Below are 16,323 nucleotides of genomic sequence, written 5' to 3'. Positions count from 1 at the left end.
GTTTCCGCCGAATTCCACAGCGTCTTCACAGGGAGGTGGAAGCGGTTTCCGCCCCGCGCGCCGGCGGCCGGGTCAGGCGCGCGTGGCGGCCAGTTCGATCACGGTCACGTCCGAGGGCGCGTCGACCCGGGTGGGCGGTCCCCAGGCGCCGGCGCCCCGGCTGACGTACAGCTGCGTGTCCCCGTAGCGTTCGAGGCCGGCCACGGTGGGGTTGGCGGCTGCCGCGATCAGGTTGCCGGGCCAGAGCTGGCCGCCGTGGGTGTGGCCGGAGAGCTGGAGGTCGACGCCGTGCCGGACCGCCTCGTGGATCTGCGCCGGCTGATGGGCGAGCAGCACACAGGCGCGGGCCGGGTCCCGGTCCCCGAGCGCCTTCGCGAAGTCCGGGCCCTGGCCCTCGCTCTCGCCCTGGAGGTCGTTCACCCCGGCCAGGTCGAAGTACGGCAGCTCGGTGCGGGCGTTCTCCAGCGGGTGCAGGCCGAGGGTGCGCACCTCGGCGACCCACTGCTCGGCACCGGAGAAGTACTCGTGGTTGCCGGTGACGAAGTACGCCCCGTGCCGTGCGGTGAGCTGGGCCAGCGGCGCGGCGGCCGGGCCGAGGTCCTTCACACTGCCGTCCACCAGGTCGCCGACGACCGCGATCAGGTCGGGCTGGGTGGCGTTCACGGTGTCGACGACCCGCTGCGCGAAGCCGCGGCCGAGGACGGGTCCGAGGTGGATGTCGCTGACGACGGCGATCCGGAACCCGTGCGCGGCGCGCGGCAGCCGGGTGAGCGGCACGGTGACGCGCTTGACCCGCGGCCCGCGCAGCACGCCGTAGGTGCCGTGACCGACGGTTCCGACTGCGGCGGCCGCGGCGGCCCCGCCCACGACCCGGGAGACGAACAGCCGCCGGGAGGGGGCGTTCGTCCCGCGTGGTGCCTGCCCGGCGGGCTCCGGCTCGTCCGGCGACGGCCGCGGTGCCGCCGGCACGGTCTCCGGCTCCCGTACGAGGGTCTCGGTGGTCCGCACCCGGCGCGCCAGGAGCCGTCCCAGCAGCGGCCGTACGACCTCGCCGGCCACCACCGCCACCAGCAGGTACAGCGCCAGCGCCATCCACAGGAAGCCGGGCCAGGCGAGGGTGCGCTGGAGCCAGAAGGGGGCGCCGGAGCGTTCGGCGACCAGGGCGCCGACCATCAGCAGCGGGCCGGCGACGAACACCGCCGTGCCGGTGCGGCGGGCGGGGCCCGGACCCCGGGTGGTGTCGCGGACCAGACGGCGCCACACGTACCAGTGCCCGAGCACCAGCACGGCCAGGACGGCCGCCGCGAGGAGGACGAAGACGATGACCACGCTGCAGTGCCTCCCGCTATGACGTCCGGCGCAGGGCGCGCAGTCCGCGCAACCCGATGACCCCGATGACCGTCCCCAATACGAAGGAGACGATCGCCAGCAGCAGATGCACCCAGAAGTACGCGGTCGGGTGGCCGTCGTCGAAGGCGAGTCCGCTGCCGTCCTCGACCAGGTTCTTGACGAAAGTGATCCAGATGACCCAGCTCCACACCCCGAAGGCGAGCAGGAACCAGGAGACCGGGCGGCTGAGTTTCACAGGGACTGACCTTTCGACACGACGCCGGGCCCGGACGACCGGCCGGGGGTCCGGGGGTTGTGCCCCGGATGAGCACGGCATGGATGCAGTATCGCTGTTCGGGGTTCCGTTCCGTGGCCGGGGTGGGGTGCCGGGCGGGACTTCGGTGTCCATGGCAGGTACGTTTCCGACCGTGCCCGCTCCCAAGAAGACCCTCCGGCGATCCCTGCTGGTCACCTCCGCCACGCTGCTGTCCCTGTCCGCCACCGCGCCCGTCGCGCTCGCGGCCCCGACGCCCTCCACGAGCCCGGCGGCCACTCCCCCGGCGGGCATGTCGCAGGTGGGCGGCGCCCGGCTCGGGCGGCCCGGCACCCAGGTGAACCTCGCGGCCGGAGTGCCCGTGCTCCCCAAGGACCTCACCGCACGGTCCTGGATCGTCTCCGACGCCGAGTCCGGCGAGGTCCTCGCCGCGCACGACGCGCACTGGCCGCTGCCCCCGGCGAGCACCCTGAAGATGCTGTTCGCGGACACCCTGCTGCCCCGGTTCCCGAAGACGATGGAGCACAAGGTGGTCCCGTCCGACCTCGCGGGCATGGGCGCCGGTTCGAGCGTGGTCGGGATAAAGGAGAGCCACACCTACTCCGTGCACGACCTGTGGCTCGGGGTCTTCCTGCGCTCGGGCAACGACGCCGTGCACGTGCTGTCCGCGATGAACGGCGGGGTCGACCGGACCGTCAAGGACATGCAGGACCACGCCGACGAGTTGCAGGCCCTGGACACGCGCGTGGTCAGCCCGGACGGATACGACGCGCCCGAGCAGAGGTCGTCGGCGTACGACCTGACGCTGTTCGCCCGCTCCGGGCTGCAGAAGAAGGACTTCCGCGAGTACTGCTCCACCGTGTCGGCGAAGTTCGAGTCCGGCGAGATCCGCAACACCAACCGGCTGCTGAGCGGCGACACGGACGTGCCCGTCTACCAGGGCATCGCCGGGGTGAAGAACGGCAACACCACCGACGCGGGCGCCACCTTCACCGGCGTCGCCGAACGCGACGGGAAGGTGCTGCTGGTCACGGTGATGAACCCGGAGAAGCACGAGCACAACGAGGTCTACAAGGAGACCGCGAAGCTGTTCGACTGGGGCTTCCGGGCGGCCGGCAAGGTGCGACCGGTGGGCGAGCTGGTCCCGCCGAAGAGTGCGCAGTCCACCGCCCAGCCGGGTGCCACCGCCTCCCCGGGGCCCGCGCACAGGACCGGCGGGTCCGGCACGCGGCCGGTGGCGAGCGCCTCCGGCAGGATCGGCGCCACCGGCGTCGGAACCGCCCTGGCCATCGCCGGCGGGCTGCTGGTGCTGCTCGGAGGCGGGGTGTACCTGATCAACCGCCGTTGGCCGCTGCCGGATCTGATGCGCCGTCGGACGCGTTCGTGATCTCGGCGTCCTTGCTCGGCGTCGCCGTCCAGGCGGCGCAGAACAGGACGAGTTTCGCGGTGAAGTTGATCCACAGCAGCAGGGCCACGGGCACGCCGAACGCGCCGTACATGCTCTTCGAGGCGACTCCCTGGATGTAGCCGCTGAGCAGCAGCTTCAGCAGTTCAAAACCGACCGCCCCGGTCAGCGCGGCCATCAGCAGGCGGCGGCGCGGGGGTTCGACGCCGGGCAGCAGGGTCAGCACGTAGAGCAGGAGCAGGAAGTCGGCGAGCACGGCCACGGCGAACGCGATGATCTGCAGCAGCACGTGCCCCCAGCCCGCCCGGTCGAGGCCGAGGCTGTCGCTGAGCCGGCCCACCATCGCCGAGGCCACGGTGGAGATGGCGAGGGTGGCGACGACCGCGCCGCCGAGACCGACCAGGATGCCCGTGTCCTTGGCCTTGGCGAGGAACGGGTTCTCCTCGCTGTCGGGCAGCTCCCACACCGCGCGCAGGCAGTCGCGCACCTGGCCGACCCAGCCCATGCCGGTGAACAGCAGCAGGGCACCGGCGATGACCCCGACGGTGCCGGCGTTCTCCACCAGGGAGTTGATGTCGAGCTGGTCGGAGATGCCGGGAATCTGCTCGGCGATCTTGTCCTGCAGGTTCCTCTGCTGCGACTGGCTGAGCGTGGCGGCGGCGACGGTGGCGGCCAGCGTCAGCAGCGGGAACAGCGCGACGAAGCTGACGAAGGTCATCGCGGCGGCCAGTCGCGTCCACTTCACCCGGTCCAGGCGCTCGTACGAACGCCAGGCGTGCGTGGTCATCAGCCGAGTGACGATCGGCCCGATCCCGGGGAGCTTCTTCAGCCAGTCCATGGTGCGTCTCTGCCCCCGGGACCGAGACCCGATGTGCGGGTGACATCGACACTATTGAGTGACATCCCATTAATCACCCGTTCCGCCGAGCAGAGTTATGTTCCGTGACCAATCGCCCATAAATGGACGATACGGTCACCGGCATGCTCGACCTCGAACCCCTCCCCCGGTCCCTGCTCGTCCTCGGCGGTACCTCCGAGATCGCGCTCGCCACCGTGCGCCGCCTGATCGCCCGCGGCGCCCGGACCGTCCGGCTGGCGGGCCGCCCCTCGCCCGGTCTGGAGCAGACGGCCGAGAGCCTGCGCGCGCTGGGCGCCGACGTCCACACCCTCGCCTTCGACGCCCTCGCCCCCGAGTCCCACGAGCCGGTCCTCGGCAAGGTGTTCGCCGAGGGCGACATCGATCTGGTGCTGCTGGCCTTCGGCATCCTCGGCGACCAGGCCCACGACGAACGCGACCCGCTGCGCGCCGTCCAGGTCGCGCAGACCAACTACACCGGAGCCGTGTCGGCGGGCCTGGTGGCGGCCCGCGCGCTGCAGACCCAGGGCCACGGCTCGCTGGTGGTCCTCTCCTCCGTCGCCGGTGAACGCGCCCGCCGGGTGGACTTCATCTACGGCTCCAGCAAGGCCGGGCTCGACACCTTCGCGCAGGGCCTCGGCGACGCGCTGTACGGCACCGGCGTGCACGTCATGGTCGTACGCCCCGGCTTCGTCGTCACGCGCAGGACGGCCGGCCTGCCCAGGGCGCCGTTCGCCACCACCCCCGAGGCGGTCGCCACGGCCGTCGAACTGGGCCTGCGCCGCCGCTCGGAGACGGTGTGGGTGCCGGGCTTCCTGCGCCTGGTGATGGCGGTCCTGCGGCACGCGCCGCGGACGGTGTTCCGCAGACTGCCCCTCTGAGGGACGAGGATGCGGCGGCTACCGGCTGGCGATCGTGCCGCGGTCCATGTGGCCCGCCTGCGGCGGCACCACGGACCCACCGAACGGGTACTCCCGGAGCTTGCGCCACACGCCGTCGGCGCCCTGCTCGTGCAGCGCGAACCCGGTGCACGGCCACTCGGCCTCGAAGTCGGCCAGCTCCGCGAAGGCGCGGTCCATCGCCGCCTCGTCGATGCCGTGCGCGACCGTGACGTGCGGGTGGTACGGGAACTGCAGCTCGCGCGGCACCGGCCCGGAGGCGTCGCGGACCCGCTGCTGCAGCCAGGAGCAGTCCTCGGCGCCCTGGGCGACGCACACGTAGACGACCGGCGACAGCGGCCGGAAGGTGCCGGTCCCGGACAGCCGCATCGGGAACGGCCGCCCGGCCGCCGCGACCCGTCTCAGGTGGGCGTCCACCGCCGGCAGGCCGGCCTCGTCCACCTCGGTCGGCGGCAGCAGGGTGACATGCGAGGGGATGCAGTGAGCCGCGGCGTCGCCGAAGCCCGCGCGCCGCTCCTGGAGCAGGCTGCCGTGAGGCTCCGGGACCGCGATCGACACGCCGATCGTTACGGTCCCCACGTCGTCTCCCCTCGTCGTGTCTGTTTTCTTCTCACCCGTCGGTTATCGACTGTACGGCCACGGGTGTCCCGTGGGCAGGCGCAGCGGCAGTGATGTGCAGCGCTCCGCCCGCTCGGGTGCGCGTGCGGTCCTACGCCCGGGTGCCGCTCAGTGCTTCGCCGGCAGGAAGCCCACGCGGTCGTACGCCTGCGCGAGCGTCTCCGCGGCCACGGCCCGTGCCTTCTCCGCGCCCTTGGCAAGGACCGAGTCGAGCGTCTCGGGGTCCTCCAGGTACTGCTGGGTGCGTTCCCGGAACGGCGTCACGAACTCCACCATGGCGTCGGCGAGGTCCGTCTTGAGCGCGCCGTACATCTTGCCCTCGTAGTCCTTCTCCAGCTCGTCGATGGAGCGGCCGGTGAGGGTGGAGAAGATGGTGAGGAGGTTGGAGACGCCCGGCTTGTTCTCGGTGTCGTAGCGGATCACCGTGTCGGTGTCGGTGACCGCGCTCTTGACCTTCTTCGCCGTCGCCTTCGGCTCGTCGAGCAGGTTGATCAGGCCCTTGGGGGTGGACGCCGACTTGCTCATCTTGACCGTCGGGTCCTGCAGGTCGTAGATCTTCGCCGTCTCTTTGAGGATGTACGGCTTCGGGACGGTGAAGGTCCGGCCGAACCGCCCGTTGAACCGCTCGGCGAGGTCGCGGGTCAGCTCGATGTGCTGGCGCTGGTCCTCGCCGACCGGCACCTCGTTGGCCTGGTACAGCAGGATGTCCGCGACCTGCAGGACCGGGTACGTGAACAGGCCGACGGAGGCCCGGTCGGCACCCTGCTTGGCGGACTTGTCCTTGAACTGGGTCATGCGCGAGGCCTCGCCGAAGCCGGTGAGGCAGTTCATGACCCAGGCGAGCTGGGCGTGCTCGGGGACGTGGCTCTGCACGAAGAGGGTGCACCGGTCCGGGTCGAGCCCGGCGGCCAGCAACTGCGCGGCGGCCAGCCGGGTGTTGGCCCGCAGCTGAGCCGGTTCCTGCGGAACGGTGATCGCGTGCAGGTCGACGACCATGTAGAACGCGTCGTGGGACTCCTGCAGGGCCACCCACTGGCGGACGGCGCCGAGGTAGTTGCCGAGGTGGAACGAGCCTGCGGTGGGCTGGATTCCTGAGAGCACGCGAGGTCGGTCAGTGGCCATGTTCACCATTCTCTCAGGTAACGGGTGGCGATCCGGTACGGGTGGGAAACAGGTGAGGCGCGATCCGTTCCGCGAGGTGTGACAGAGGGTGGGACCCGGGAGAGGGCGTCGACGGGCGCACGGGGGCCATGGCGGCGGCAGGCGCGGGCCACCCGGGTGACGGCGGTCGCGGGGGCGCTCGCCGTCGCCGGGGGCGCGGGGGCGCTCGGCGTCGCCGGGGGCGCGGGGGCGCTCGGCGTCGCCGGGGCACCGGGCGCGGCGGGACGACCACGACCGGCTGGACCGCGCCGGGCCGCTCGGCGCGCCGGTGCCGGCGCCCCGGGACCCGCGCGGGTCGGCGCGGGTCCCGGGCCGCCGTCCCGCTGGGGTGGGCGGCCGCCGGAGGGCTCGCCGCCGAAACGCCGGCGCCGCTGCGGTACGCCGCGCGGCGGACCGGCGTCGTGCCGGTCCGCCGCGCTGGGGAGCCTCGTCAGGGCTGATCGACCTGTGAGGGTCAGCCGAGGTCGACCTCCGGGTACAGCGGGAAGCCCGCTACCAGGTCGGTCGCCCGGTGGGAGATCTCGTCCGCGATCTTCGGGTCGAGGACGTGCTGGGCCTTGGAGGGGGCGCCGGACTTGGTGGTGCCGGACTCGGTGGTGGTGAGCACCCGGTCGATGAGACCGGCCACCTCGTCCATCTCGGCGGTGCCGAGGCCCCGGGTGGTCAGGGCGGGGGTGCCGACGCGGATGCCGGAGGTGTACCAGGCGCCGTTCGGGTCGGCCGGGATGGCGTTGCGGTTGGTGACGATGCCGGAGTCCAGCAGGGCCGCCTCGGCCTGGCGGCCGGTGAGGCCGTAGGAGGTGGCCACGTCGATCAGGTTGAGGTGGTTGTCCGTGCCACCGGTGACCAGGGTGGCGCCGCGCCGCGTCAGGCCCTCGGCCAGGGCACGGGAGTTGTCGACGATGCGCCGGGCGTAGTCCTGGAAGGAGGGCTGCCGGGCCTCGGCGAGGGCGACGGCCTTGGCGGCCATCACGTGCGGCAGCGGGCCGCCGAGGACCATCGGGCAGCCGCGGTCGACCTGGTCCTTCAGGGAGTCGTCGCACAGGACCATGCCGCCGCGCGGGCCGCGCAGGGACTTGTGGGTGGTCGTGGTGACGATCTGGGCGTGCGGGACCGGGTCGAAGTCGCCGGTCAGGACCTTGCCGGCGACCAGGCCCGCGAAGTGGGCCATGTCGACCATCAGGGTCGCCCCGACCTCGTCGGCGATCTCCCGCATGATCCGGAAGTTCACCAGGCGCGGGTAGGCGGAGTAGCCGGCCACGATGATCAGCGGCTTGAACTCGCGGGCCTGGGCGCGCAGCGCCTCGTAGTCGATGAGGCCGGTGACCGGGTCGGTGCCGTAGGAGCGCTGGTCGAACATCTTGCCGGAGATGTTCGGGCGGAAGCCGTGGGTGAGGTGGCCGCCGGCGTCCAGGGACATACCGAGCATGCGCTGGTTGCCGAAGGCCTGGCGCAGCTCGGCCCAGTCGGCCTCGGTGAGGTCGTTGACCTGGCGGGCGCCGGTCTTCGCCAGGAACGGCACCTCGACACGGTCGGCGAGGACGGCCCAGAAGGCGACGAGGTTGGCGTCGATGCCGGAGTGCGGCTGGACGTAGGCGTGCCGGGCGCCGAAGAGCTCGCGGGCGTGCTCGGCGGCCAGCGACTCGACGGTGTCGACGTTGCGGCAGCCGGCGTAGAAGCGGCGGCCGACGGTGCCCTCGGCGTACTTGTCGCTGAACCAGTTGCCCATCGCCAGCAGGGTGGCCGGGGAGGCGTAGTTCTCGGAGGCGATCAGCTTGAGCATCGCGCGCTGGTCGGTGACCTCCTGGCCGATGGCGTCGGCGACCCGCGGTTCGACCGTGCGGATGACGTCGAGTGCGGCGCGGAAGGCCGTGGACTCGGTGGAGAGGGAGTTCTGCTCTGGCATGGGGACCTCCGGACGGCGTGCGTTCAGCGTTCACGTTCGGCCCAGGCGCACGGCACTGTTTTCCCGCTCGGGCCGCTCCCCGATGGTCCGTCCCATCCCTGCGCGCCAGTCACGACCCGCTGATCAGCCTACCGGGCGCGCCGGAACGGCGAGATCCCGCGTCCACCATGCGAGCGAGGATAGGAAGGGGGCCACCGTCGTGTCCGGGAGAGTCACCGTCGTATCCGGGAGAGGCCGTGCCCACTGCTGAAGACCTCATCGCCGCCGCCGACGCGCACAGCGCGCCCACCTACCATCCGTTGCCGGTCGTCGTGGCCACGGCCGAGGGGGCGTGGCTGACGGACGTGGCGGGGCGCCGGTATCTGGACCTGCTGGCCGGGTACTCCGCGCTGAACTTCGGGCACGGCAACCGGCGCCTCGTCGAGGCGGCCGAGCGGCAGCTCGCGCGGGTGACGCTGACTTCCCGCGCCTTCCACCACGACCGGTTCGCGGCCTTCTGCACCGAGCTGGCCGAGCTGTGCGGCATGGAGATGGTGCTGCCCATGAACACCGGTACGGAGGCCGTGGAGAGCGCGGTGAAGACGGCCCGGAAGTGGGGCTACCGGGTGAAGGGGGTGCCCGCGGAGATGGCGAAGGTGGTGGTCGCGGGCGGCAACTTCCACGGGCGTACGACGACGGTGATCAGCTTCTCGACCGATCCGGAGGCCCGGGCGGACTTCGGGCCGTACACGCCGGGGTTCGAGATCGTGCCGTACGGGGATCTGACCGCGATGCGGCGGGCGCTCACCGAGAACACCGTCGCCGTGCTGCTGGAGCCGATCCAGGGCGAGTCGGGGGTGATCGTGCCGCCGGCCGGCTATCTGGCCGGGGTGCGGGAGCTGACCCGGGAGCGGAACGTGCTCTTCGTCGCCGACGAGATCCAGTCGGGGCTGGGGCGGACCGGGCGGACCTTCGCGTGCGAGCACGAGGGGGTGGTGCCGGACGTGTACCTGCTGGGCAAGGCGCTGGGCGGCGGGATCCTGCCGGTGTCGGCGGTGGTGTCGAGCGCGGAGGTGCTCGGTGTGTTCCGGCCGGGCGAGCACGGGTCGACGTTCGGCGGGAACCCGCTGGCCTGCGCGGTGGCGCTGGAGGTGATCGCGATGCTGCGGACCGGCGAGTACCAGGCGCGGGCGGCCGAGCTGGGCGAGCGGCTGCACCGGCGGCTGCGCGGGCTGCTCGGCGCGGGCCCGGTGACGGCGGTGCGGGGGCGCGGGCTGTGGGCGGGTGTGGACATCGCGCCGCGGGCCGGCACCGCGCGTCAGGTGACGGAGCGGCTGATGGAGCGGGGCGTGCTGGTGAAGGACACCCACGGCTCGACCGTCCGGATCGCGCCGCCGCTGGTCATCACCGAGGAGGACCTGGACTGGGGTATCGACCAGTTGGAGGCCGTGCTGGGCGGCTAGGAGCCGTCCGGCGGCACGTCCGGGGCGGCGCCTGGTGCTGTGGCCGGAAAGGCCGGCCGGGAAGCTCGCGGCGTCCGCTTCGGTGCGTCGCAGGGCGGAGCATCACCCGCGTACTGGATGTACTCGGGTGATGCGACGACGCGGCGAGGTGCCGTGCCGGGCCTCGCGAGCCGGTGAACCCTTCCGGTCGCAGCACTAGAGGATCACGTGCGGGAGGAAGCGGGCGTATCCGTCGGTGATCAGGCCCGAGGACTCGCGGATGCCGAGGCCGGCCGGTTCGTCCCGGACGGTCCAGGCGCCGAGGACGACATGGTTGCCGTCGAAGGCGGGCAGCGGGGCCAACTGCTGGTAGCAGCAGGGCTCGTCGGGTACGGCCGCGGGCGCGCCCGGCTCGTGCACGGTGACGCCCTCGCCCTCGCGGCCCAGCAGGGGCTTGGCCACGTAGCCGGTGGTCCGGGCCAGTTCGCGCGGGCCGTCGAGATGGGCGGGGAGCAGGTTCGGGTGGCCGGGGTACAGCTCCCAGAGGACGGCCAGCAGGGCCTTGTTGCTCAGCAGCATCTTCCAGGCGGGCTCGATCCACAGGGTGGTGCCGCTGCCGCCGCCGTTGTCGAGGGTGTCGAGGACGTGCCCGGCGAACGCGTCGGTGGTGAGCCATTCCCAGGGGTAGAGCTTGAAAACGGCGCGGATGAAACGGAGTCCGTTGTCCACGAACCGGCCGGAGAGGGTGTCCCAGCCGATCTCCTCCATGGAGATCCAGTCGGTGGCGAGTCCGGCCTGCTCGGCGGTCTCCTTCAGATAGGCGACCGTCATCAGGTCCTCGCCGAGTTCGTCGGCCGAGGAGTGCGCGAAGTGCAGCGGGCTGCCCGGCGGGAGCAGCGCGGCCTGCTCGCGCCAGGCGTCGACCAGACGTTCGTGCAGGGAGTTCCACTGGTCGGCGCCGGGGAAGCGCTCCGCCATCCAGAACCACTGGGGGGATGCGGCCTCGACCAGCGAGGTGGGGGTGTCCGCGTTGTACTCCAGCAGTTTCGCCGGGCCGGTGCCGTCGTAGCGGAGGTCGAAGCGGCCGTAGACGGTGGGGAGTTCGGCGCGGCGGTGCCAGGCCTCGGTGACGGCCGCGACGACCCGCGGGTCGGTGATGCCGAGGTCGGCGAAACGGCCCTTCGCCACGATGTGCCCGGCGGCGGCCAGGCACATGCGGTGCAGTTCCCCGACGGTCTCCTCCAGCGCCTCGACCTCGTCCAGGGTGAAGACGTAGTAGGCGCTCTCGTCCCAGTAGGGGCGCAGGGAGCCGTCGGGGTGGCGGGTGAGCGGGTAGACGAGCCCTTGTTCCTCGACGGTCCGCTGCCAGTCGGGGCGGGGGGTGATGGTTCGGCGTTCCATGGGTGTGTGCCGGTCAGCCGCCGGAGCCGCCCTTGCCGCCGCCGAACCCGCCGCGGTGCACTCCGCCGCCGCCCGAGGAGCCGCCCGAGCCCTTGCTCGGTTTGGTGAAGGAGCCGCCGGTGACCCAGGAGCCCCTCTTCTTGCCGCCGTAGTACCAGGAGCCGTTCACCGAGACCTTGGCGGACCTGCAGTTCTTGTCGGAGACGACCTTGTAGCCCTTGGCGAGGCGGTAGCTGTCCCGGTCGACGCAGCGCTTGTCCGGCGCGGAGGAGCAGGCGGTCAGGGCGGCGGCGAGCAGGCCCATGCCGCCGAGGACGACCGTGGTGGAGCGCAGTTGCGCGCGCGTGTTCGCCATGTGGTGTCTCTCCCCCGTCTGCTGTGCGGTGTGCGGCGGTCAGCCTAGGCGGGGGTGCGCGGGTACCCGCAAGGGGCCCTGCGATCTCGCCCTCGCCTAGAGTCGCTTCGTGTTGTTCGGAATGGTGTGCGCCCTTGGCGCGGCGGTCTGCTTCGGTACCGCGACGGTGTTGCAGGCGATGGCCGCGCGGGAGGCCGGTACGGGCGGGGGCGGCGAGGTCGCCCTGCTGCTGCGGGCCCTGCGGCAGTGGCGGTACCTGGCCGGTCTCGCGCTGGACGGACTGGGCTTCCTGTTCCAGATCGCCGCGCTGCGCTCGATCCCGATCTACGCGGTGAGCGCGGCGCTGGCCTCGAGCCTGGCGGTGACGGCGGTGGTCGCGGCGCGCCTGCTTCGGGTGCGGCTCAGCGGCACGGAGTGGGGCGCGGTGGGCGTGGTGTGCGCGGGGCTCGCGATGCTGGGTCTGGCGGCCGGGCCGGAGGGCGAGGAGGGCGGTTCGGACGCCCTGAAGTGGGTGATGCTCGCGACGGCGGCCGGCATGGCGGTGCTCGCTCTGCTGGGCGGGCGGCTGTCGGGGCGGATGCGGGCCCTCGTGCTGGGTCTTGGGGCGGGTTTCGGGTTCGGGGTGGTGGAGGTGGCGGTCCGGCTTATCGACTCGCTGCGGCCGGCCGATCTGCTCACGAATCCGGCGTCCTACGCCCTCCTGATCGGCGGCGCCGCCGCCTTCGTGCTGTTGACCTCGGCCCTGCAGCGCGGCTCGGTGACGACCGCGACGGCCGGCATGGTGATCGGCGAGACGATCGGCCCGGCGACGGTGGGCGTCGTCTGGCTCGGCGACCGCACCCGCGAGGGCCTGGGCTGGCTGGCGGCACTCGGGTTCGTGGTGGCGGTGGCGGGGGCGCTGGCACTGGCGCGGTTCGGGGAGGCGCCGGCCGTCGCGGTGGAGGAGGGGTGAGCCCGCTCCGGGTCAGGATCAGGATCAGGATCAGGATCAGAGGGAGCCTGCTGCGGATGCAGGTGAACCCGGTGCGGATGGAGAAGCCCTCGCCTCATGGCAGCGCCCGGCACAGTGCCTCCAGCGCGCCCGCCCACGCGCTGTCCGGCGGCGTGCCGTACCCGACGACCAGCGCGTCGGCCGGTTCGGCGACGGCGTCGGGGTGCCGGTGGAAGGACAGGCCGTGCAGGGCCAGGCCCTGCCAGGTCGCGGCCTGCACCACCGACTGTTCACTGCCGGGCGGCAGCCGCAGCACCGCGTGCAGGCCGGCCGCGATCCCGGTGACCCGGACGCCGGGCGCGCGCTCGGCGACGGCTGCGGCGAGGGCGTCACGGCGGCGCCGGTAGCGCAGCCGGGCGGAGCGGACGTGCCGGTCGTAGGCACCGGAGGTGAGGAACTCGGCCAGGGTGAGCTGGTCCAGCACGCCCACGGTGTCGATCCGGCCCTTGGCCGCGGCCGCCTCCTCCACCAGCGAGGGCGGCAGGACCATCCAGCCCAGCCGCAGGCCGGGCGCGAGGGACTTGCTGGTGGTGCCGAGGTGGACGACCCGGCCGGGGTCCAGGCCCTGGAGGGCGCCGACGGGCTGGCGGTCGTAGCGGAACTCGCCGTCGTAGTCGTCCTCCAGGACCAGGGCGCCGGTGCGCCGCGCCCACTCCACCACCGCCGTGCGCCGGTCGGGGTGCAGGGCCGTACCCATGGGGAACTGGTGGGCGGGCGTGAGGAGTACGGCTCCCTCGCCCGCCAACGCTGTCGTATCGGTGCCCAGTTCGTCGTACGGCAGGGCGGGCGTCGCGAGACCCGCGTCGCGCAGCAGGCTCCAGTGGGCGTCGAGCCCGTAGGACTCCACCGCCACCGAGCGCACCCCGCGGGCCCGCAGCAGCGTGCCGAGGACGCGCAGGGCGTGCGAGAAGCCGGCGGTGATCAGGATCGTCTCGGGGTCGGCGCGGACGCCCCGGACGCGGGCGAGGTAGCCGGCGAGGGCGGTGCGCAGTTCGGGGCGGCCGCGCGGGTCGCCGTAGCCGAGGGCGTCGAAGGGGGCGGTGGCCAGGGCGCGGCGGGCGGCCTTGAGCCACTCGGTGCGCGGGAAGGCGGCGAGGTCGGGGCTGCCGGGGACGAGGCTGTACGCCGGTCGGCCCGGTGGGCGGCGCCGGGGCGCGTCCGCCGCCGGCGGGATCACCGCTCGCTCCGCCACCCGTGTGCCGGAGCCCTGGCGGGCGGTGAGCCAGCCTTCTGCGACCAGGTCGGCGTACGCCTCGGCGACGGTGTTGCGGGCGATGCCGAGGTCGCCGGCGAGGGAGCGGGAGGACGGCAGCCGGGTGCCGGGGGCGAGTCGGCCGGTGCGGACCGCGTCCCGCAGCGCGTCGGTCAGACCGCGGCGCAGCCCGCCGGTCCCGGCCGGTTCCAGATGGAGGTCCACGCCAAGATTGGCCCAGGGATTCGCCATGGAAATGGACCATACTCCTGGGCTGCCCGGCTCCTAGGGTCGAACCATGAGCAGCGCACAGGAATCCGTCGAGTACGCCACCGAACACGCCCCGCGCCTGGAGTGGGCCCGGCACGCGCCCGAGGTCTACAAGGCGATGGTCCGCCTGGACACCGCCGCCAGGCAGGGCCTGGACCCCAAGCTGTACGAGCTGGTGAAGATCCGCGCCTCACAGCTCAACCACTGCGCCTTCTGCCTCGACATGCACACCAAGGACGCGCTCGCGGCGGGCGAGAGCGTGGAGCGGATCGTGCAGCTCAGCGCCTGGGAGGAGTCCCGGCACTTCTACACGGAGAAGGAGCTGGCGGCGATCGAGCTGACCGAGGCGGTCACCGTGCTGACCGAGGGCTTCGTGCCGGACGAGGTGTACGACCGGGCCGCCAAGCAGTTCGAGGAGGCCGAGCTGGCACGGTTGATCGCCGCGATCACGGTGATCAACGCGTGGAACCGCTTCGGCGTGACGACCCGGATGGCCCCCGGCCACTACCAGCCGGGACAGCACAGGTGAGCCGCCCCGCCGCGGAGCCGCCGGCCCTGACCGGGGCGGACCTGTTCCGCGCGCTGCACCGCCGGCGCCCCCAGGGCGACCCTCTGGTGCTCCCAGGCCCATGGGACGCGGCGAGCGCCCGGGCGTGCGTCGAGGCCGGGTTCCCGGCGCTGGCCACTCCCAGTGCCGGGGTCGCCGCGTCCCTCGGCCACGAGGACGGCGACACCCCCGCCGACGAGATGTTCGCGGCGGTGGCCCGGATCGTACGGGCGGTGGACGTGCCGGTTTCGGCGGACGTCGAGGGCGGGTACGGACTGGCGCCGAAGGAGCTGGTGGAGCGGCTGCTGGAGGCGGGCGCGGTGGGCTGCAACCTCGAGGACTCGGGAGCGGGCGGTGTCCTCAAGGACCCGCACGAACACGCCGAGTACCTCGCCGAGGTCCGCTCGGCCGCCGCCGACCGGCTGTTCGTCAACGCCCGGGTCGACACCTTCGTCCACGGCGACGGCGATCCCGGCCAGGCCATCGCCCGTGCCGCGCTGTACGTGGCGGCGGGCGCGGACTGCGTGTACCCGATCCTGGCGCCGGCCGATGTGCTGCCCCTGCTGCGGTCGGGCATCCAGGGCCCGCTCAACATGGTGGCCCGGCTGGACGGCGAGGGCCCCTCGCCCGCCGTGCTCGGCGAACTCGGGGCCACTCGCGTCACGTTCGGGCCGGGACTCCAGCGACGGGCCATGGCCGCGCTGGGCGAGATCGTCGCCCGACTGCGCTGATCCGGCTCAGGACAGCCACTTCTTCCAGACGGACGGGTGGCTGTCCACCCACTTCTTAGCCGCCTCCTGCGGGCTCAGCTTCTGGTCGGCGATCATCAGGGAGACCTCGTTCTGGTCCCCGGTCGTCCACTTGAACTTCTTCAGGAGGGCCGCCGCCTTGCCACCGGACTTCGCGAAGCCGGAGTTGAGGTACTTCTGCAGCGGGGTGTGCGGGTAGGCACAGGTGATCTTGGCCGTGTCCGCGTCACAGCCCTCCTTGTACGGCGGCAGCTTGACCTCCGTCATGGGGACCTTCTTGAACAGCCACTGCGGCGCGTACCAGTAACTCAGGAAGGGCTTCTTCTCCTTGGCGAACTGTTTCATCTGGGTGATCTGCGCCGCCTCGGAACCGGCGAAGACGACCTGGTAGTCGAGCTTCAGGTTCTTCACCAGCGCCTTGTCATTGGTGACGTAGGACGGGGAGCCGTCCATCAGCTGGCCCTTGCCGCCGCTCTCCGCGGTGCGGAAGAGGGAGGCGTACTTGTTCAGGTTGTGCCAGTCGGTGATGTCCGGGTGCTGCTTGGCCAGGTAGGTGGGGACGTACCAGCCGATGTGCCCGGTCACCCCGAGGCCGCCGCCGGGCGCGATCGTCTTCTTGTCCTCGACGTACCGCTTCTCCTGGTCCGGGTGGCCCCAGTCCTCCAGGATGGCGTCGACCCGGCCCTGGCTGAGCGCGTCCCAGGCGGGCACCTCGTCGACCTGGACGGTGTCGACGCGGTAGCCCAGCTTGTGCTCCAGCAGGTACTGGGCGACGGCCACGTTGGACTGGGCGCCCACCCAGGACTGCACGGACAGGGTGACGGTCTTCGAGCCCCGCGCGTTGGCGAAGGGGTTGGCCTGCTTGGTCATGTCGGCGGCGCCGCAGCCGGTGAGCAGCGCGAGCGCGGACACGCCCGCGGCCACCGTGAGAGTCGTACGGAATCGCATG

At 72.4% G+C, this 16,323-nt stretch carries 16 protein-coding genes and 1 riboswitch; of the genes, 6 read left to right on the top strand and 10 right to left on the bottom strand.

Annotated features, from left to right (window positions below; genetic code table 11):
* Window positions 1–72 precede the first annotated feature (72 nt).
* Both ACFVVO_RS01875 and ACFVVO_RS01870 read right to left on the bottom strand, forming a co-directional pair.
* On the bottom strand, window positions 73–1,329 hold the full coding sequence (locus ACFVVO_RS01875) for a metallophosphoesterase (protein WP_390050999.1): 1,257 nt from the start codon (window positions 1,327–1,329) through the stop codon (window positions 73–75).
* 16 nt (window positions 1,330–1,345) lie between these two features.
* Entirely contained in the window at window positions 1,346–1,585 is a 240-nt protein-coding gene (locus tag ACFVVO_RS01870) for an SCO4848 family membrane protein (RefSeq protein WP_358938009.1), read from the bottom strand.
* 172 nt (window positions 1,586–1,757) lie between these two features.
* Between ACFVVO_RS01870 and ACFVVO_RS01865 the strand changes: the two genes are divergently transcribed.
* The gene (locus tag ACFVVO_RS01865) at window positions 1,758–2,990 is read left to right on the top strand and encodes a D-alanyl-D-alanine carboxypeptidase family protein (RefSeq protein WP_390050998.1); all 1,233 of its coding nucleotides are present in this window, start codon (window positions 1,758–1,760) and stop codon (window positions 2,988–2,990) included.
* Here ACFVVO_RS01865 and ACFVVO_RS01860 read toward each other — a convergent pair.
* The gene (locus tag ACFVVO_RS01860) at window positions 2,938–3,846 is read right to left on the bottom strand and encodes a YihY/virulence factor BrkB family protein (protein WP_390050997.1); all 909 of its coding nucleotides are present in this window, start codon (window positions 3,844–3,846) and stop codon (window positions 2,938–2,940) included. The two genes, ACFVVO_RS01865 and ACFVVO_RS01860, sit on opposite strands and share 53 nt — an antisense overlap.
* A gap of 143 nt (window positions 3,847–3,989) precedes the next feature.
* Here ACFVVO_RS01860 and ACFVVO_RS01855 point away from each other — a divergent pair, with 143 nt between their 5' ends.
* Window positions 3,990–4,745 (top strand): decaprenylphospho-beta-D-erythro-pentofuranosid-2-ulose 2-reductase, encoded by a 756-nt coding sequence (locus tag ACFVVO_RS01855; protein ID WP_390051556.1) that lies wholly within the window; start codon window positions 3,990–3,992, stop codon window positions 4,743–4,745.
* Between the two features lie 18 nt (window positions 4,746–4,763).
* Here ACFVVO_RS01855 and ACFVVO_RS01850 read toward each other — a convergent pair whose 3' ends face one another.
* The 3 genes from ACFVVO_RS01850 to ACFVVO_RS01840 all read right to left on the bottom strand — a co-directional run bounded on the left by ACFVVO_RS01850 (window position 4,764) and on the right by ACFVVO_RS01840 (window position 8,448).
* Window positions 4,764–5,342 carry a 2'-5' RNA ligase family protein gene (locus ACFVVO_RS01850; RefSeq protein WP_390050996.1) on the bottom strand — a complete coding sequence of 193 codons (579 nt, stop codon included), beginning with the start codon at window positions 5,340–5,342 and terminating at the stop codon, window positions 4,764–4,766.
* A gap of 147 nt (window positions 5,343–5,489) precedes the next feature.
* Window positions 5,490–6,503 carry a tryptophan--tRNA ligase gene (gene trpS / locus ACFVVO_RS01845; RefSeq protein WP_390050995.1) on the bottom strand — a complete coding sequence of 338 codons (1,014 nt, stop codon included), beginning with the start codon at window positions 6,501–6,503 and terminating at the stop codon, window positions 5,490–5,492.
* A gap of 493 nt (window positions 6,504–6,996) precedes the next feature.
* Window positions 6,997–8,448, bottom strand: a complete 1,452-nt coding sequence (locus tag ACFVVO_RS01840) for a glycine hydroxymethyltransferase (protein WP_390050994.1) — start codon at window positions 8,446–8,448, stop codon at window positions 6,997–6,999.
* A gap of 32 nt (window positions 8,449–8,480) precedes the next feature.
* Window positions 8,481–8,571, bottom strand: a riboswitch (ZMP/ZTP riboswitch).
* Window positions 8,572–8,684: 113 nt separating this feature from the next.
* Between ACFVVO_RS01840 and rocD the strand changes: the two genes are divergently transcribed.
* Complete coding sequence (gene rocD / locus ACFVVO_RS01835; protein WP_390050993.1) at window positions 8,685–9,890, top strand: ornithine--oxo-acid transaminase; 1,206 nt, start codon at window positions 8,685–8,687, stop codon at window positions 9,888–9,890.
* A gap of 195 nt (window positions 9,891–10,085) precedes the next feature.
* Here the strand turns inward: rocD and ACFVVO_RS01830 are convergent, their stop codons facing one another.
* A complete protein-coding gene (locus ACFVVO_RS01830; RefSeq protein ID WP_390050992.1) occupies window positions 10,086–11,270 on the bottom strand; it encodes a glutathionylspermidine synthase family protein in 1,185 nt (394 codons plus the stop codon).
* 13 nt (window positions 11,271–11,283) lie between these two features.
* Window positions 11,284–11,625 (bottom strand): hypothetical protein, encoded by a 342-nt coding sequence (locus ACFVVO_RS01825; RefSeq protein WP_390050991.1) that lies wholly within the window; start codon window positions 11,623–11,625, stop codon window positions 11,284–11,286.
* A 121-nt stretch (window positions 11,626–11,746) separates the two neighbouring features.
* Between ACFVVO_RS01825 and ACFVVO_RS01820 the strand changes: the two genes are divergently transcribed.
* Entirely contained in the window at window positions 11,747–12,577 is an 831-nt protein-coding gene (locus ACFVVO_RS01820; protein WP_390051554.1) for a DMT family transporter, read from the top strand.
* 94 nt (window positions 12,578–12,671) lie between these two features.
* Here ACFVVO_RS01820 and ACFVVO_RS01815 read toward each other — a convergent pair whose 3' ends face one another.
* Window positions 12,672–14,060, bottom strand: a complete 1,389-nt coding sequence (locus ACFVVO_RS01815) for a PLP-dependent aminotransferase family protein (protein WP_390050990.1) — start codon at window positions 14,058–14,060, stop codon at window positions 12,672–12,674.
* Window positions 14,061–14,106: 46 nt separating this feature from the next.
* Between ACFVVO_RS01815 and ACFVVO_RS01810 the strand changes: the two genes are divergently transcribed.
* Entirely contained in the window at window positions 14,107–14,607 is a 501-nt protein-coding gene (locus ACFVVO_RS01810) for a carboxymuconolactone decarboxylase family protein (RefSeq protein ID WP_390050989.1), read from the top strand.
* Window positions 14,604–15,356 carry an isocitrate lyase/phosphoenolpyruvate mutase family protein gene (locus ACFVVO_RS01805; RefSeq protein ID WP_390050988.1) on the top strand — a complete coding sequence of 251 codons (753 nt, stop codon included), beginning with the start codon at window positions 14,604–14,606 and terminating at the stop codon, window positions 15,354–15,356. The genes ACFVVO_RS01810 and ACFVVO_RS01805 overlap by 4 nt, the downstream gene beginning before the upstream one ends.
* Before the next feature lie 6 nt (window positions 15,357–15,362).
* On the opposite strand, the gene ACFVVO_RS01800 is transcribed toward ACFVVO_RS01805, so the two are convergent.
* Entirely contained in the window at window positions 15,363–16,322 is a 960-nt protein-coding gene (locus tag ACFVVO_RS01800) for an ABC transporter substrate-binding protein (RefSeq protein WP_390050987.1), read from the bottom strand.
* Between the last annotated feature and the right edge of the window lies 1 nt (window position 16,323).

Origin of the sequence: Streptomyces sp. NPDC058145 (genome assembly GCF_042884245.1) — a bacterium.
Taxonomy (GTDB): domain Bacteria; phylum Actinomycetota; class Actinomycetes; order Streptomycetales; family Streptomycetaceae; genus Streptomyces.
The sequence above is the reverse complement of the archived record's forward strand: the minus strand, read 5'-3'. Positions and strand labels throughout refer to the sequence as shown.

Coding starts and splice junctions, on each gene's coding strand:
- ACFVVO_RS01860 (WP_390050997.1), bottom strand. CDS start 3,846: ATGGACTGGCTGAAGAAGCTCCCCGGGATCGGGCCGATCGTCACTCGG.
- ACFVVO_RS01855 (WP_390051556.1), top strand. CDS start 3,990: ATGCTCGACCTCGAACCCCTCCCCCGGTCCCTGCTCGTCCTCGGCGGT.
- trpS (WP_390050995.1), bottom strand. CDS start 6,503: ATGGCCACTGACCGACCTCGCGTGCTCTCAGGAATCCAGCCCACCGCA.
- ACFVVO_RS01840 (WP_390050994.1), bottom strand. CDS start 8,448: ATGCCAGAGCAGAACTCCCTCTCCACCGAGTCCACGGCCTTCCGCGCC.
- ACFVVO_RS01830 (WP_390050992.1), bottom strand. CDS start 11,270: ATGGAACGCCGAACCATCACCCCCCGCCCCGACTGGCAGCGGACCGTC.
- ACFVVO_RS01825 (WP_390050991.1), bottom strand. CDS start 11,625: ATGGCGAACACGCGCGCGCAACTGCGCTCCACCACGGTCGTCCTCGGC.
- ACFVVO_RS01820 (WP_390051554.1), top strand. CDS start 11,747: ATGGTGTGCGCCCTTGGCGCGGCGGTCTGCTTCGGTACCGCGACGGTG.
- ACFVVO_RS01815 (WP_390050990.1), bottom strand. CDS start 14,060: ATGGCGAATCCCTGGGCCAATCTTGGCGTGGACCTCCATCTGGAACCG.
- ACFVVO_RS01810 (WP_390050989.1), top strand. CDS start 14,107: ATGAGCAGCGCACAGGAATCCGTCGAGTACGCCACCGAACACGCCCCG.
- ACFVVO_RS01800 (WP_390050987.1), bottom strand. CDS start 16,322: ATGCGATTCCGTACGACTCTCACGGTGGCCGCGGGCGTGTCCGCGCTC.